Below are 15,541 nucleotides of genomic sequence, written 5' to 3' on the forward strand. Positions count from 1 at the left end.
TCCGCCTTTTATACACTCAGTTATTAACAATTAATTGTTACCATTGTCATCATCGTTATTATCGTCGTCTTTGTCTTCATTCTTATCTGAGTCGTCAGACTTATCTTTAAGCGATTGGCGTTTTTCTTTCATTTTTTCTTTTTCTGATTTACGTTTCTCTTTCATCGATTTCCATTTCTCTTTTTTCTCAGCTTTGTCTTCCTTGCGCTCTGCTTTTTGTTGTTTCCGTTCCTCTTTACGTTCTGCCATTTTCGCTTTTTGCTCGTTGCGCATAGCTTCCATTTCAGCTTTTTGCTCGTTTCGCATGGCCTCCATGTCAGCTTTTAAGTCGTCTTGCTGCTTGCGAACTTCTTCGCTGCGCTCTTGTTCTTCATTGTTATTATCTTCAGATTGCTGAGCCAGAGCGAAAGGGGAGGCTAATAAAGATAATATTGCTAAGGACGTTAATAGTTTCATAATACACCTCGTTTAAGGGACACTTAGGACTTAAATAAGTCGACAGGTTAAAAATTTACAAGTTCCTAAAATGAAAAAACACCAAAACATTTAGCATGCTTTGGTGTTTTTTGTTATGAGATTTACACTTTACTTACATATTAGGATAAGTTGGTCCGCCACCACCTTCCGGAACAACCCAGGTAATATTCTGACTGGGATCTTTAATGTCACAGGTTTTGCAATGTATACAGTTTTGAGCGTTAATCTGGAAAACTTGTTTCCCGTCCTCTTCAACAACCTCATAAACGCCGGCGGGGCAATATCTTTGCGCGGGCTCGGCGTATTTCGGTAAATTAACCTCTAAAGGAATATCAGCGTTTTCCAGCTTTAAATGGCAAGGCTGATCTTCAGCATGGTTAGTATTAGATAAAAAGACAGATGATAAACGATCAAATGTGAGTTTATTATCAGGTTTAGGATAGTCAATTGCCTTAAAATCTTCGGCTTTACCGGTGGCTTTATAATCCGGTGTCCACTCTTTAAATTTAAAGGGTAATTTGCCGCCAAACCAATTTTGGTCAACCATGTTGTATGCGCCGCCTAACATGGTACCTAACTTATGAACCGCGCCGCCAAAGTTACGAGAGCGGTATAACTCATCAAATACCCATGAGTTTTCAAAGGCGTTTTTAAAGTTACTGATGTCGTCGTTGGCTTTACCATTTTTAAGCTGTTCAAAGACGCATTCAGCGGCAACCATGCCCGACTTCATGGCAGTATGGTTACCCTTAATTTTGGCGAAATTCAAAGTACCGGCGTTACAGCCGACAAGTAAACCGCCCGGGAATGTCATTTTCGGCAGCGAGTAATAGCCACCTTTGGCAATGGCACGAGCCCCGTAGGATACGCGCTTACCGTTTTCTATCACGTTTTTAATTGCAGGGTGCGTTTTAAAGCGTTGGAACTCCTGAAAAGGGTTCAGATACGGGTTTGCGTAGTTGAGGTCCACAATTAGGCCTAAATACACTTGCCCGTCTTCAGCGTGATAAAGATAACCACCACCGCTGGCATTACTATCGGTTAGCGGCCAGCCTGCGGTGTGAACCACTTTCCCGGGTTCATGCAGCTCTTCTGGTATATCCCAAATTTCTTTAAAGCCTAAACCGTAGTGTTGAGGTGTACTGTCTTTATCCAGTTCAAACTTATTAATCAGTTCTTTACCTAAGTGTCCACGGCAACCTTCTGCAAACAAAGTGTATTTAGCACGCAGTTCCATACCTGGCATGTAGCCATCTTTTTCACTGCCGTCTTTAGCAACACCCATGTCACCAGTTTGAATACCGGCAACGCTGCCGTCTTCGTTGTATAGGATTTCTGAGGCTGCAAAGCCCGGGAATATTTCTACACCAAGTTGTTCTGCCTGTTCCGCCATCCAGCGACAAAGATTCCCCATACTGGCAATATAATTGCCTTTATTATGGAAGGTGTTTGGCACGGTAAAGTCAGGTAGACGAGTGTGACTATCTTCATCTTTTAACAGCAGAATATCATCGCCGGTGACTTCTGTATTAAGCGGCGCACCGCGCTCTTTCCAGTCAGGAAAAAGTTCATTTAAGGCACGTGGTTCAAAAACGGCACCTGATAAAATATGCGCGCCAATATCGGCGCCTTTTTCAACAACGCATATCATGAGCTCTTGCTCACTTTCTTGTGCGAGTTGACCGAGTCGACAGGCGGTTGCCAGCCCAGAAGGGCCTGCACCAACAATTACGACATCAAACTCCATACTTTCGCGTTCCACGTTAACCTCCGCTATATTCAGGCAATCTGGATAGGGATAAGCCCTTTATACTGCTGTAATAATTGGGTGATTTGTCGTGCCGGTACGGGTTTACTAAAAAGGAACCCCTGGCCGGTACTACATTCACGCTGTAATAAAAATTCGACTTGTTCTTCTGTTTCAATACCTTCTGCAACCAGTTGAATATTCAGGTTGCGTGCAAGACTAATAATCGCCTGCGTAATGGTTGCGTCATCTTCGTTGTGGGGCAGGTCTTTAACAAAGGAGCGGTCAACTTTTAATGAAGTCACCGGGAAGTTCTTAAGATACGACAATGAAGAGTAACCTACGCCAAAATCATCGATTGCCAGTGACATTCCGTGTTCACGTACCGAATGCATAAAGCGGGTATGTGACTGAATATTTTCAATAAAGACTTGCTCAGTAAGCTCTAGTTCGACTTTGTTTGGTGGTATCTGAGCTTCATTTACGCGCTCCATAATATCATCAACCAGCTCAGGTAAGTGTAGCTGCTTTCCTGAAATATTGATCGCGATACTGAGCTCTTCAAAGCCGATATCGTGCCATTGCTTCAACTGGAGAAACGCTTCTTCCATAACGTATTCTGATATCGGAATAATCAAACCGGTATCTTCAGCCAATGGAATAAACTCATCCGGTGGAATAATGCTGCCGTCGTCGTCAACCCAGCGCACCAAGGCCTCAAGGCCGCTGATACGGCGACTGCTTAACTCAACCTTAGGTTGGTAATAAACCGTTAATTGTTGTTTAGAAACAGCATGGCGCAGTCGTTTAACGAGTTCCAGCTTCTTGGTCAAGTCTCTGTGTATGGCTTTATCGTACACTTTATAAGTGTTACGGCCATGCTCTTTAGCCTGGTAAAGCGCTGTGTCGGCATTACGAATAAAGTATTCAGCGTTAAAGTCGGCATCCTCAGCAAAGGTAATACCAATGGATGCACTAATAAATAACTCGTACACATCAACAAAGAAGTGGGTGTCGAGAGCTTGCAGTAACTGTTCAGATAGCTTTATAACGCTCTCGCGACTGTCCGGCTCTGCTATAGCGAGTAAGAATTCATCACCACCAGCCCGGGCAAGAACACTGGACTTAGGAGCCAGCTTCGTAATACGGCGCGCAACTCTGCGTAAGAGTTCGTCACCAACGGTATGCCCCAGCGCGTCGTTAACTTCTTTAAATCTGTCTAAGTCAATGAAAAGTAAAGCTGCTTTCTTATGCGGTGATTCAGTTTCCAGCCATTCACCCAAAATACGTTTTAGCGCATTACGGTTTACCAGTCCGGTGAGCGAGTCGTGTTCGGCCAGGTATGCCATTTGCTTTTCAATGCGCTCTCGCTCGTCAATTTCACTATAAAGCTCAATGTTTGAATCGGCCAGTTGTTGCGCCTTAAAGCGGCTTTGCCCCAGAATATAAAGCACAAAAGTCAACATACTGGTAACCAGTAGCCCGGCAATTAAGGCCGCTACTGAGATACCACCGCGCAGCTGTTCCAAATGATTCGTCGTAGGCCAAACCGAAAGCTCCCAACTGTTGCCGACCAACTGTAATGAGTGATAATGGGACCATTCATCACGTAACGAAGAGTCTCCGGCAAACTGGAAAAGGACGTCGTCTTCACTTCGTACACTCAGTTGAAAGCCTTCACTAATATTACTGCGAACAACATTGCTGAACAGACTCTGTAGGCTAATGATGAACCCCAGAAAGCCTGGATTTTGCTCTCGTTCAACCCGGACGAAAATGGCAATGTCGCTGCTAATACGACCGAGATTTCCGGCAGGCCCCATCATGGCATGCCTATTACCTTCCGATGCTTCCAGTTTTCCAACCAGTGAAGTTTTAGAGAAAGAGGTGCCTAATAACTCCGGCTGTTCATTTTGGGGATAGATTAATTCAATGTTGAGGTCGTCATTAAGCCAGGCGATACCTTGCACGTTTTGATAGTACAAGGTAACGATATCGGCATTTTCCTTCCAGCGTTCCTTTATGGTCAGATCACTGCGTTCCCACTCTCTCGCCAGAAGTTCAGCGACAAATAAATGTGAAACCAGACTTTGCCGGATATCACGCTGTAAGCTGTAAGTTTCAGCTTCCAGTGCGTCGTGGACAACTTGGTTTTCTTGGTAACGCAAATAGCTAAAAGCGGTAACCGTAATAACCAGGCCTACAATGGCTGCTACGACCGCCTGCCGTGATCCGTGCAGGAACATCATGGATTAACGCAACTCCTCTCTATCACGGAAGTAATCCAGTGCTTCTGGGTTTGCCAGAGCATCTGTGTTTTTAACAGGCTCACCGTGAACCACATTACGTACCGCTAATTCAACTATCTTACCGCTTATAGTACGGGGTATATCGTCAACCTGCAAAATTACAGCAGGAACGTGACGTGGAGTCGCGTTTTTACGAATGGTTTTTGCAATGGTTTGACGCAGCTCGTCGTTAAGCTCTATACCTTCTCTTAGCTTAACGAAAAGAACGACACGCTCGTCATCGTGATATTGCTGACCAATAGCGATACTTTCCAATACTTCATCAACTTTTTCTACCTGACGGTAAATTTCAGCAGTGCCAATACGCACGCCGCCAGGATTAAGAACCGCATCAGAGCGGCCGTAAATAATCACGCCATCGTGCTGAGTTAGCTCGGCGAAATCACCGTGGGCCCAGGTATTTTCAAAACGGGCAAAGTAGGCGTTGTAATAGCGCTCACCGTCATCATCTCCCCAAAAGCTCACTGGCATGCAAGGGAAGGAATTTTCGCAGACAAGTTCGCCTTTTTCGCCACGAACCGGCTTGCCGTTATCGTCATAAACATTCACGGCTAAACCAAGCCCGCGGCACTGCAATTCACCACGGTAGACAGGCAGAATAGGGCAGCCAAGGGCAAAACAAGAAACAATGTCAGTACCACCCGATATAGACGAAAGACAAAGGTCTTTTTTAATGTCGCGATATACGTAATCAAAGCTTTCTGGCGGTAGTACAGAACCGGTTGTTAAGATACTACGCAGCTTTTCCAGGTTGTGACTTTCTCTTGGTTTAACGTCGGCTTTTTCAAGTGCCGCTAAGTATTTTGCGCTGGTACCAAATACGGTAATGCCTTCTTCGTCTGCAACGTCCCATAAAAATTCAGGTTCCGGTGCAAAAGGAGAGCCATCAAATAAGGTGAGGGTAGCGCCAACAGCTAAACCGCTGACTAACCAGTTCCACATCATCCAGCCACAGGTGGTGAAATAGAATAGGTTATCGTCACGGTCTAAGTCGGTATGCAGGCCGTGCTCTTTTACATGCTGCAATAGCGTGCCACCGGTACCGTGAACAATACATTTAGGTACGCCCGTGGTGCCAGATGAAAACATAATATAGAGCGGATCATTAAAATTACGAGGAACAAAGTCTATTTGTGTTTGTTCGGCATCGCCAAAGTCATTCCAGGCAAAAACATTTTCACCTTTAAGGCGGTCTTTTTGTCGACTGAAATTGACCACAACGGTGGCTTCAATGCTTTTTATTTCTTTTATAATATCCGCGGTTTTGCTTTTTATGTTGAGGTTTTTGCCATTATAAAAATAGCCGTCAACGGTTATCAGTACTTTGGGTTCAATTTGACCAAAGCGGTCAAGCACACCCTGAACACCAAAGTCCGGAGAGCAGGATGACCAGATAGCACCGATACTGGTAGTTGCCAGCATACCAATAATGGTTTCAATGCAATTGGGCATCATGGCAGCAACACGGTCACCAGCTTCGACGCCGCGTTGACGCAACCCCGCGGCAAAGGCGGCTACTTCGTGGTTTAGTTCAGCATACGTGAGTTGTTGTCTTACGCCGTTTTCACCACGAAAAATAAGCGCAATGTGATCATCTTTATGGCGTAATAGGTTTTCAGCAAAGTTTAGTTTGGCTTCAGGAAACCATTTGGCACCCGGCATTTTTTCTTTATCGGTAACGACGGTAGAACCTTTTTCGCCAATAACATCAAAGTAGTCCCATACCATCGACCAGAAGCTTTCGTCGTTGTCGACTGACCACTGGTAAAGGTCATGGTAATTGGCCAGTGCTACATTTTTATCTGTATTCACCTGTTGCAGGAAATCCGTCATGCGGGCATTGGCAATGGTATCTGCTGACGGTTGCCACAATGCTTCTGAAGTCATGTTTAATCCCCTTGTTTTGCCAATTCTGCTATCGCGACTTGTGAACGGGGGCCATGCGCTAAATGCTGACAAATATCGGCCCCGGCTGCGATTAACTTGTCCAGATCAATACCGGTTTTAATTCCCATACCGTTTAGCATGTACACCACATCTTCGGTGGCAACGTTACCACTGGCACCTTTAGCGTAAGGGCATCCGCCTAAACCAGCAACGGCCGTATCAATAGTGGCAACGCCTAATGGAAGGCAAGCCATAATATTAGCTAAAGCCTGTCCGTAGGTATTGTGAAAGTGCAATGCAAGCTTTTCCATGGGCACTTTTTCGGCTACCGCAGCGAGCATTTCCTGTGCTTTTAAGGGGGTTCCGACACCTATGGTATCGCCAAGTGAAACCTCATAGCAGCCCATGTTGTAAAGCGCTTCAGCAACCTTGACTACATTTTCCAGCGGCACCTCACCCTGATACGGACAACCTAAAACGCAGGATACATAACCTCTGACAGGTATGTTTTTTTCTTTGGCGGCTGCAATAACCGGCTTAAACCGCTCCAGCGATTCATCAATACTGCAATTTATGTTTTTTTGTGTAAAGGCTTCCGACGCTGCGCCGAATACGGCAACCTCGTCCATATTGGCTGCAACGGCTGCTTCAAAGCCTTTCAGGTTGGGTGTTAAACCCGCGTAGGTAATGCCTGGACGGCGCGTTATCTGTTCCATAACGGCACTGCTGTCGGCCATTTGCGGTACCCATTTAGGGCTCACAAAGCTGGCACTTTCAATGTAGGAAACGCCAGCATCAGCCAGCGCTTCAATCAAAGCAACTTTTGCATCGACAGAAACGGCGGTTTCATTTTGCAAGCCGTCACGCGGACCTACTTCAACGATCTTTATCTTGTCTGCAAGGCTCATTGTTACTCCGCTTCATTAACTGCTATAAGCTCGTCACCGTCACTGACTAAGTCACCAGCGGCGAAGAAAATGTCGGTCACCTCACCTTCATGCCCGGCGCGAATGGTGTATTCCATTTTCATGGCTTCCATGATGACAAGCGGTTGGTCTTTTTCAACAGTATCGCCTTTTTCTACCAGCACTTCCATGATGGTACCGTTCATTGGCGCAACATGGCCACCATGAGCGGCGTCATCGGAAAGGGTGTCTGCCACACGGTGCCGATGGAAAATGACAGGGCCGTTGTCAGTAAATACGGTAATTTGCTGATCATCGGCGCTGACATAACGATGATAACGCATACTGCCCGCAGTCAGCGTGAGCTTGTCGTCGGTTAAAGACGCCTGCCAGCGAATGCTTTCCTCATCAACTTTCTGCAGGAATTCGCCTGAGGCAGTTTCAATGAGCGATATCGCATAGGTTTCTTCGCCAAACTGCAGTGGAACTGTATGTGTAGCTGCTGAGTTCATTCTAAACGCATTACCACTTTGCCATGGTGAACTGCCACGTTGCTGCTGACGCTGACTAATATCAAATAAAGCGGCTTCGGTCGCAATTTGTTGATAATTCACAGAGTTATCCGGCAGCAGGTCTTCCTGATATTGCTGAATAAACTCTGTTGTCAGGTTGGTTTTCACAAACTCTGGGTGTGAAGCCAAACGATGCAAAAAGTCGACGTTCGTCGTCAGGCCGGTTAAACGGTACTCACGTAAGGCCTTTTGTAAGCGTAGCAGAGCACGAGTACGATCGGTGTCCCAGACAATGAGCTTCGCAATCATAGGGTCGTAGAAGGCGGAAATTTCATCGCCTTCTTCAATACCGGTATCAATGCGAACGCCGTTTTCTTCTGCCGGAGTGCGTAAGTGTTTAATGGTACCGGTGCAAGGTAAAAAGTCGTTGTCCGGATCTTCAGCGTAAATTCGGGCTTCAAACGCGTGACCGTTTACCTGAATGTCATTCTGCGCCAGAGGTAGTGGCTGACCGGATGCAACCAGTAATTGCCATTCGACTAAATCCTGTCCGGTAATCATTTCTGTAACCGGATGCTCAACCTGTAAGCGGGTGTTCATTTCCATGAAATAAAATTCGCCACTTTGGTCAAATAGAAACTCAACCGTACCTGCACCAACGTAGTCTATTGCCTGAGCGGCTCGAATGGCGGCTTCGCCCATTTCCTTACGTGTTTTTTCGGTTAATGCCGGAGCCGGAGCCTCTTCAAGCACCTTTTGGTGACGGCGTTGTACCGAACAGTCGCGCTCTGCCAAATAAACGGCGTTACCGTGTTCATCGGTGAACACCTGAATCTCTACGTGGCGGGGGTTACGAATAAAACGCTCCATGAGCATTTTATCATTACCGAAAGAGGACTTAGCTTCGCGTTTCGCCGAATTCAGAGCTTCATCAAATTCGCCCATGTTTTCGACCACACGCATACCTTTACCACCGCCGCCGTACGCCGCTTTCAGCAGTAACGGAAAGCCGACTTTTTCAGCTTCTGCTTTTAAGGTTTCGATGTCTTGCTCGCTACCATGATAGCCCGGAACCAGTGGAACGCCGGCATCCTGCATAATAGATTTAGCCGCGCTCTTAGAGCCCATAGCGGCAATGGACGATACCGGCGGGCCAACAAATATAATGTCATTAGCCTGACATTGGTCAGCAAAATCTTCGTTCTCTGAAAGAAATCCATAGCCGGGGTGAATGGCTTCGGCACCGGTTTGTTTAGCCGCAGCAATGATTTTATCGCCACGCAGATAACTTTCAGTGCTTGCTGCCGGACCAATATGTACAGCCTGATCGGCCAGTTTAACGTGGCGCGATTTGCGGTCGGCGTCAGAGAATACCGCTACGGTGCGAATTCCCATTTTTTTAGCTGTGGCAATAATACGACAGGCAATTTCACCACGGTTCGCAATCAATAATGTTTTGATCATAATGAGACCTGTTGTTAACTCTGTTTAAGCCAGGCGGCGGGGCGTTTTTCAAGAAACGCACTGAGTCCTTCCTGACCTTCGTCCGACACGCGAATTTCGGCAATGGCTTTAATGGTGTGTTCACGTACGTCTTTATCGATTGGTCGTGAACCGACATTGCGAATTAGTTTCTTACAGGCTCCTACCGCTTGTGGACTGTTCGCTAAAAGCGCTTCCAAAAGTTTGTTCAGGGGCTCATCGAAGTCTTCAACAACGTCATTAACTAAGCCCAGTTCCTGCGCTTTATCGGCAAAGAAACGTTCTGCTGTCAGCATATATCGGCGTGATTGGCGCTCGCCAATGGTGCGGACAACATAAGGACTGATAACCGCGGGAATCAGTCCAATTTTCACTTCACTCAAACAAAAGCTACTGCGCGGTTGCGCCAGTACAATGTCACAGCAGGCAGCAAGGCCTACGGCACCGCCGAAAGCGGCACCCTGGACTAAAGCAATGCTGGGCTTGCTGAGCAAGTCCAGACGCTCCATTAAAAGCCCAAGCTCTCCGGCGTCATCCACGTTTTGTTGGTAGTTTTTATCAGCCATGGAACGCATCCAGTTCAGGTCCGCACCGGCAGAAAAGTTTTTACCCTCTGAACGAAGCACCAGCACGCGCGCGCTATTACTTTCCTCAACTTGTTCTAATGCCTTCAGGAGTTCCGCAATCATCACATCGTCAAAAGCGTTGTGAACATCCGGGCGGTTTAACGTCAGCGTCGCAACGCCTTGGCTGTTGATATCAAGCTCTGTGTATTTTGCCATGGTTAATAACCTCCGATTACATGCGGAAGACGCCGAAACGGCTGTCTTCAATCGGTGCATTTAATGAAGCGGCAAGGCTTAGTGCCAGAACTTCGCGCGTTTGTGCCGGGTCAATAATGCCGTCATCCCATAAGCGGGCAGACGCATAATACGGATGACCTTGTTTCTCGTACTGCTCAACAATCGGCTTTTTCAGCGCTTGTTCTTTTTCTTCACTCAGGCTTTCGCCTTTACGGGCTAAGTTATCTTTGGTGACCTGCGCCATAACGCCTGCAGCTTGCTCACCACCCATGACCGAGATACGCGCATTTGGCCACATGAACATCATGGTTGGGTCATAAGCGCGACCACACATGCCGTAGTTACCGGCACCATAGCTACCACCAATTAAGACGGTAAACTTAGGAACTTTCGCACAGGAAACGGCCATAACCATTTTCGCGCCGTGTTTGGCAATGCCTTCGGCTTCGTACTTTTTACCGACCATAAAGCCGGTAATGTTTTGTAAGAACACCAGTGGAATTTTACGTTGGGCACAAAGCTCAATGAAGTGAGCACCTTTTTGTGCCGACTCGGAAAACAAAATGCCGTTATTCGCGACAATACCAACGGGGTAGCCGTCAATGCGGGCAAAACCCGTCACCAGTGTATTACCATAGTTAGCTTTAAATTCGTCAAAGTCTGAATCATCGACAATGCGCGCAATGACTTCGTGAACGTCATAAGGCTTACGCAAGTCGGTGCCGACAATACCGTACAGCTCTTTGGCGTCGTAACGCGGTGGTTTTGATGGTTGACGATCCAGCTTAGTTGGCTCGCCTCGGTTAAGGCGTGCTACCGAGCGGCGTGCTAAAGCTAAAGCATGCTCATCGTTGTGAGCAAAATGGTCGGCAACACCGGAAATACGAGTGTGCACGTCGGCGCCGCCAAGCTCTTCGGCTGAAACTTCTTCACCCGTTGCAGCTTTAACCAAAGGTGGACCTGCCAGGAATATGGTGCCTTGTTCTTTAACAATAACGCTTTCATCCGCCATCGCGGGTACGTACGCACCGCCAGCAGTACAAAGGCCCATAACCACCGCAATTTGAGGAATGCCTTTGGCTGACATATTCGCCTGATTAAAGAAAATGCGGCCAAAGTGCTCTTTGTCAGGGAATACTTCGTCCTGACGGGGCAGGTTGGCACCGCCAGAGTCCACCAGGTAAATACAGGGCAAGTGACAACGCTCGGCAATTTCCTGAGCGCGCAAGTGCTTCTTCACGGTCAGCGGGTAGTAGGTGCCGCCTTTCACAGTGGCATCGTTGGCGATGATCATGCACTCAGTGCCTTCAACCTGACCTATGCCAGCGACAACGCCAGCAGCAGGAACGTAATCTTCATAGCATTCCCAGGCGGCAAACTGGCCAATTTCTAAAAATGGCGAGCCAGCGTCCAGCAACTTATTAATACGGTCACGAGGCAGTAATTTACCGCGAGATAAGTGGCGCTCCTGATACTTAGGACCACCGCCCTGATGAATCTTTGTCGCTTTTTCCTGCAAGTCGTTAACGACGTCTTGCATAGACTCACTGTTAGCCGCAAATTGTGCATCGCGGGTGTTGATTTTACTGGATAAAATCGCCACGGCGTTGCCTCCTTATTATTTTGATTCAGTGAACAGTTCGCGACCAATAAGCATACGACGAATTTCCGACGTACCGGCACCGATTTCATAAAGCTTCGCGTCGCGCAGCAGGCGGCCTGTCGGATACTCGTTAATGTAGCCGTTACCACCCAATAACTGTATAGCGTCCAGCGCAAGCTGAGTCGCTAATTCGGCTGCGTAAAGAATAGCGCCTGCGGCGTCTTTACGGGTAGTTTCACCACGGTCACAAGACTGAGCTACTGCGTAAACGTAAGCACGCGCCGCATTAGTGCGAGTGTACATATCAGCAACTTTGCCCTGAATCAGCTGGAATTCGCCGATCTCTTTACCGAACTGTTTGCGATCGTGAATATAAGGTACGCAAGTATCAAGGCAGGCCTGCATAATGCCTAAAGGACCAGCAGCAAGAACAGCGCGCTCGTAATCAAGGCCGCTCATCAGCACTTTAACGCCTTCGTTAAGTTCACCCAGAATGTTCTCTGCAGGCACTTCGACATCTTCAAACACCAGTTCACAGGTGTTTGAACCACGCATACCCAGTTTGTCGAGCTTTTGTGCCTGGCTGAACCCTGGCGTGTCTTTTTCAACAATAAAAGCGGTGATACCACGAGAGTTCTTTTCGGGTTCGGTTTTTGCGTAAATAACAAAGACGTTCGCTTCAGGACCGTTTGTGATCCACATTTTGTTGCCGTTCAGAATGTATTTGTCGCCTTTTTTATCGGCGCGTAGCTTCATACTGACAACGTCAGAGCCGGCGTTAGGTTCACTCATTGCTAAGGCACCAACGTGTTCGCCAGTACATAACTTAGGTAAGTATTTTTGCTTCTGTTCTTCATTACCGTTGCGGTGAATCTGGTTCACACACAAATTGGAGTGTGCCCCATAGCTCAGGCCAACAGAGGCTGATGCACGGCTAATTTCTTCCATCGCGATAACGTGCTCAAGGTAGCCCATGCCAGAACCACCATACTCTTCGGCAACGGTTAAACCGAGCAGACCCATATCGCCAAGCTTGCGCCATAAGTCGCTGGGAAACTCATTTTTTTCATCGATTTCAGCGGCGCGAGGGGCAATTTCGTCACGCGCAAAGGCATTAACTTGCTCACGGATCATGTCGGCTGTTTCGCCGAGCCCAAAGTTAAAGGTGGTGTATTGACTGATCATAACGACTCCTGAGAATGAACTTCTGAAACTGATGAGCTAATGGTCTTAAGCTCGTCCTGACAACGTTGCTCAAGACCGCTTAACTCGGTCAGTAACACATTAATATCTTCCATCTGTTGTTTGAGCGAGAGCTTTTTCTCACCGATGAGCTCAAGTACTTTTTGTAACTGCGCCGCGCTGCTGTTGTCTGCATCGTACAACTCAAATAAACGGCCGGTTTCAGCCAGTGAAAACCCCAGCCGTTTGCCGCGTAGAATCAGCTTTAAACGAACCCGGTCTTTATTGGTGTAAATGCGCTGTTGGCCCTGGCGTCTGGGAGAGAGCAGACCTTCGTCTTCGTAAAAACGAATGCTGCGAGTGGTAATGTCAAATTGTTTTGCCAGTTCACCAATACTGTAAGTTACTTTATTGTCCATCGGTACTTGCTTTTTGGTTGCTCTGGGATCTAAGCTTAGAGGAAGTTTACGTTAACGTAAAGTGCATTTGGAGGAAAGATGTCAAGCGATTCCATCGTGATTGTGGCGGCCAACCGTACGCCAATGGGCGGTTTTCAGGGTTGTCTGAGTGAAGTTTCTGCTCCTAATTTGGGTGCAGCAGCCATTAAGGCAGCACTGAGTAACAGCGGTTTGAAAGCCGATGATATTTCGGAAGTTATCATGGGTAATGTTTTGCCGGCAGGCTTAGGTCAGGCTCCGGCTCGTCAGGCGATGCTTTATGCTGACTTACCTCGTTCGACCGGCGCTACAACGATAAACAAGGTTTGTGGCTCGGGCCTAAAAGCCGCGATGATGGCTCATGACTTAATCAAAGCCGGTTCTGCTGACGTTGTACTGGCGGGCGGTATGGAAAGCATGTCCAACGCGCCGTATATGCTACCTAAAGGTCGCAGCGGCTATCGCATGGGGCATGGACAAGTGCTGGATCACATGATGTTCGACGGCCTTGAAGATGCTTACGAGAATAAAGCCATGGGAAGCTACGCGCAAAGTACTGCTGATGAGTACGGTATTGATCGTGAAGCAATGGATGAATTTGCGATTCATTCTTTAACCAAAGCGCAGGCAGCCATTAAAGACGGCTTGTTTAAAGATGAAATTACAGCGGTGACTTACTCAACTCGTAAAGGTGAAGTTACCGTAGATACCGATGAACAGCCGGGTAAAGCACGACTGGATAAAATTCCTCAGTTACGTGCGGCGTTCAAAAAAGACGGTACGATCACCGCGGCTAACTCAAGCTCTATTTCTGACGGTGCTGCGGCGCTTATCTTAATGCGTGAAAGTGAAGCAAAAGCCAAAGGTCTGCAGCCGTTGGCCCGGGTGATGGGTCACACAACGCACTCGCAGGCACCGTCTGAATTCACTATTGCACCTATTGGCGCAATGAACTCATTGTTGAGCAAGCTGGACTGGACAAAAGACGACGTCGATTTATGGGAAATTAACGAAGCCTTTGCCATGGTAACCATGCTGGCAATTCAGGAAATGAAACTGGATGCGAGCAAAGTGAATGTGCATGGCGGAGCTTGCGCTTTAGGGCATCCTATTGGCGCAAGCGGTGCACGTTTGCTGGTAACGCTGTTGCACGCCTTAAAACAAAAAGGCCAGAAACGAGGCATTACTTCGTTGTGTATCGGTGGCGGCGAAGCTGTCGCTCTGGCTGTGGAAATGATCTAGTCGGGCTTTGCCGGTATAGGCTAGCCTGCGGGTTTCAGCTTTTGAACCCGCCCGGCTAGCCAAACGGCAAGCACTATGATCAAAGCACCAATGCTTAAACGGGTGTAGTCAAAGGACTGTTCCCAGAATAAGACATTAACCAGAATTCCAGCGGGAATTAAGGCATTGTTCATAGTGGCAAGCTGTCCGGTGTTGACCCATTTACTGGCAAGGTTCCAACCAAGGTAACCAAGGCCTGAGGCGACAATACCTAGCCACAGTAAAATGCCCCACTGGAGGTTAGTTGCAGGCATCATGTTTAGGTCAGCAAAAAGCAAAACACCCAGGCCGGCAATAACACTGGCACCAAAGAAAAACGCAGCAAATTGCTGACTTTGTGCCAATGTCTTACCGGTCGGTAAACGTTTATAAGCAACTTGACCTAAGGCAAAGCAAGCATTGGCGGCCTGAATTAAAAAGAAACCAGTGATGAAATCATCAGACAGCGGTTGATACCGAATTATGGCAGCGCCGCAAACGGATACTGCCGCAGCAATCCACCATAAAAGAGGTAAATGCTTGCGGTTGAGTATGAGTTCGTCAATGAGGGTTATGTAGAGCGGTGTAAAAATAGTGAACAAAAGCACTTCGGCAACGCTCAAATACAAAAACGCATGGTAAAGAAACAAATACATGGCGCCAATTTGTATAGCGCCAATAACGGCCAGTTTAGTCAGTTGAGGTAGCTGCCCACTTTTGGGAGACAAATGCCGCCAACGAAATAACGGTAACACGGTTATCAGTGCTAAAATCATGCGGATAAACACAACAATATAACCGTCAACCTGACCGGCAAGATAAACGCCGATTAGCGAAAAACTGGCGGCCCAAAGTAAAGTAATCAGAATTAAGAGGGTCACGTTAAGGCTCACTTAACTAAATTTAGCTCATCAATAGATGACAAAATAACACAATA

At 47.3% G+C, this 15,541-nt stretch carries 12 protein-coding genes; 1 reads left to right on the plus strand and 11 read right to left on the minus strand.

Annotation, left to right across the window (positions count from 1 at the left end; all coding sequences use genetic code 11):
- Positions 1-30: 30 nt before the first annotated feature.
- From VBY75_RS01325 to VBY75_RS01370, 10 genes are all read right to left on the minus strand, one after another.
- A complete protein-coding gene (locus VBY75_RS01325; RefSeq protein WP_199494208.1) occupies positions 31-456 on the minus strand; it encodes a hypothetical protein in 426 nt (141 codons plus the stop codon).
- Positions 457-589: 133 nt separating this feature from the next.
- A complete protein-coding gene (locus VBY75_RS01330; RefSeq protein ID WP_222235480.1) occupies positions 590-2,239 on the minus strand; it encodes an electron transfer flavoprotein-ubiquinone oxidoreductase in 1,650 nt (549 codons plus the stop codon).
- A gap of 17 nt (positions 2,240-2,256) precedes the next feature.
- Complete coding sequence (locus tag VBY75_RS01335; protein WP_278356541.1) at positions 2,257-4,473, minus strand: putative bifunctional diguanylate cyclase/phosphodiesterase; 2,217 nt, start codon at positions 4,471-4,473, stop codon at positions 2,257-2,259.
- Positions 4,474-4,476: 3 nt separating this feature from the next.
- Positions 4,477-6,420, minus strand: a complete 1,944-nt coding sequence (locus tag VBY75_RS01340) for an acetoacetate--CoA ligase (RefSeq protein ID WP_416510691.1) — start codon at positions 6,418-6,420, stop codon at positions 4,477-4,479.
- A gap of 2 nt (positions 6,421-6,422) precedes the next feature.
- Positions 6,423-7,328 (minus strand): hydroxymethylglutaryl-CoA lyase, encoded by a 906-nt coding sequence (locus VBY75_RS01345; protein WP_054488216.1) that lies wholly within the window; start codon positions 7,326-7,328, stop codon positions 6,423-6,425.
- Between the two features lie 2 nt (positions 7,329-7,330).
- Positions 7,331-9,301 (minus strand): acetyl/propionyl/methylcrotonyl-CoA carboxylase subunit alpha, encoded by a 1,971-nt coding sequence (locus VBY75_RS01350; protein ID WP_416510694.1) that lies wholly within the window; start codon positions 9,299-9,301, stop codon positions 7,331-7,333.
- A 14-nt stretch (positions 9,302-9,315) separates the two neighbouring features.
- Entirely contained in the window at positions 9,316-10,101 is a 786-nt protein-coding gene (locus tag VBY75_RS01355) for an enoyl-CoA hydratase-related protein (protein ID WP_416510696.1), read from the minus strand.
- Positions 10,102-10,117: 16 nt separating this feature from the next.
- Complete coding sequence (locus VBY75_RS01360; RefSeq protein WP_278354605.1) at positions 10,118-11,725, minus strand: carboxyl transferase domain-containing protein; 1,608 nt, start codon at positions 11,723-11,725, stop codon at positions 10,118-10,120.
- A gap of 15 nt (positions 11,726-11,740) precedes the next feature.
- Positions 11,741-12,910 carry an isovaleryl-CoA dehydrogenase gene (locus tag VBY75_RS01365; protein ID WP_199494901.1) on the minus strand — a complete coding sequence of 390 codons (1,170 nt, stop codon included), beginning with the start codon at positions 12,908-12,910 and terminating at the stop codon, positions 11,741-11,743.
- Positions 12,907-13,326 carry a MerR family transcriptional regulator gene (locus tag VBY75_RS01370; protein ID WP_054488207.1) on the minus strand — a complete coding sequence of 140 codons (420 nt, stop codon included), beginning with the start codon at positions 13,324-13,326 and terminating at the stop codon, positions 12,907-12,909. The genes VBY75_RS01365 and VBY75_RS01370 overlap by 4 nt, the downstream gene beginning before the upstream one ends.
- Positions 13,327-13,404: 78 nt before the next feature.
- On the opposite strand from VBY75_RS01370, the gene VBY75_RS01375 reads away from it, so the two are divergent.
- On the plus strand, positions 13,405-14,586 hold the full coding sequence (locus tag VBY75_RS01375; protein ID WP_054488206.1) for an acetyl-CoA C-acyltransferase: 1,182 nt from the start codon (positions 13,405-13,407) through the stop codon (positions 14,584-14,586).
- 20 nt (positions 14,587-14,606) lie between these two features.
- Here VBY75_RS01375 and VBY75_RS01380 read toward each other — a convergent pair whose 3' ends face one another.
- Entirely contained in the window at positions 14,607-15,485 is an 879-nt protein-coding gene (locus VBY75_RS01380) for an EamA family transporter (protein ID WP_054488205.1), read from the minus strand.
- Positions 15,486-15,541: the final 56 nt, after the last annotated feature.

The organism is Idiomarina sp. HB (assembly GCF_048059115.1).
Taxonomy (GTDB): Bacteria; Pseudomonadota; Gammaproteobacteria; order Enterobacterales; family Alteromonadaceae; genus Idiomarina; species Idiomarina abyssalis.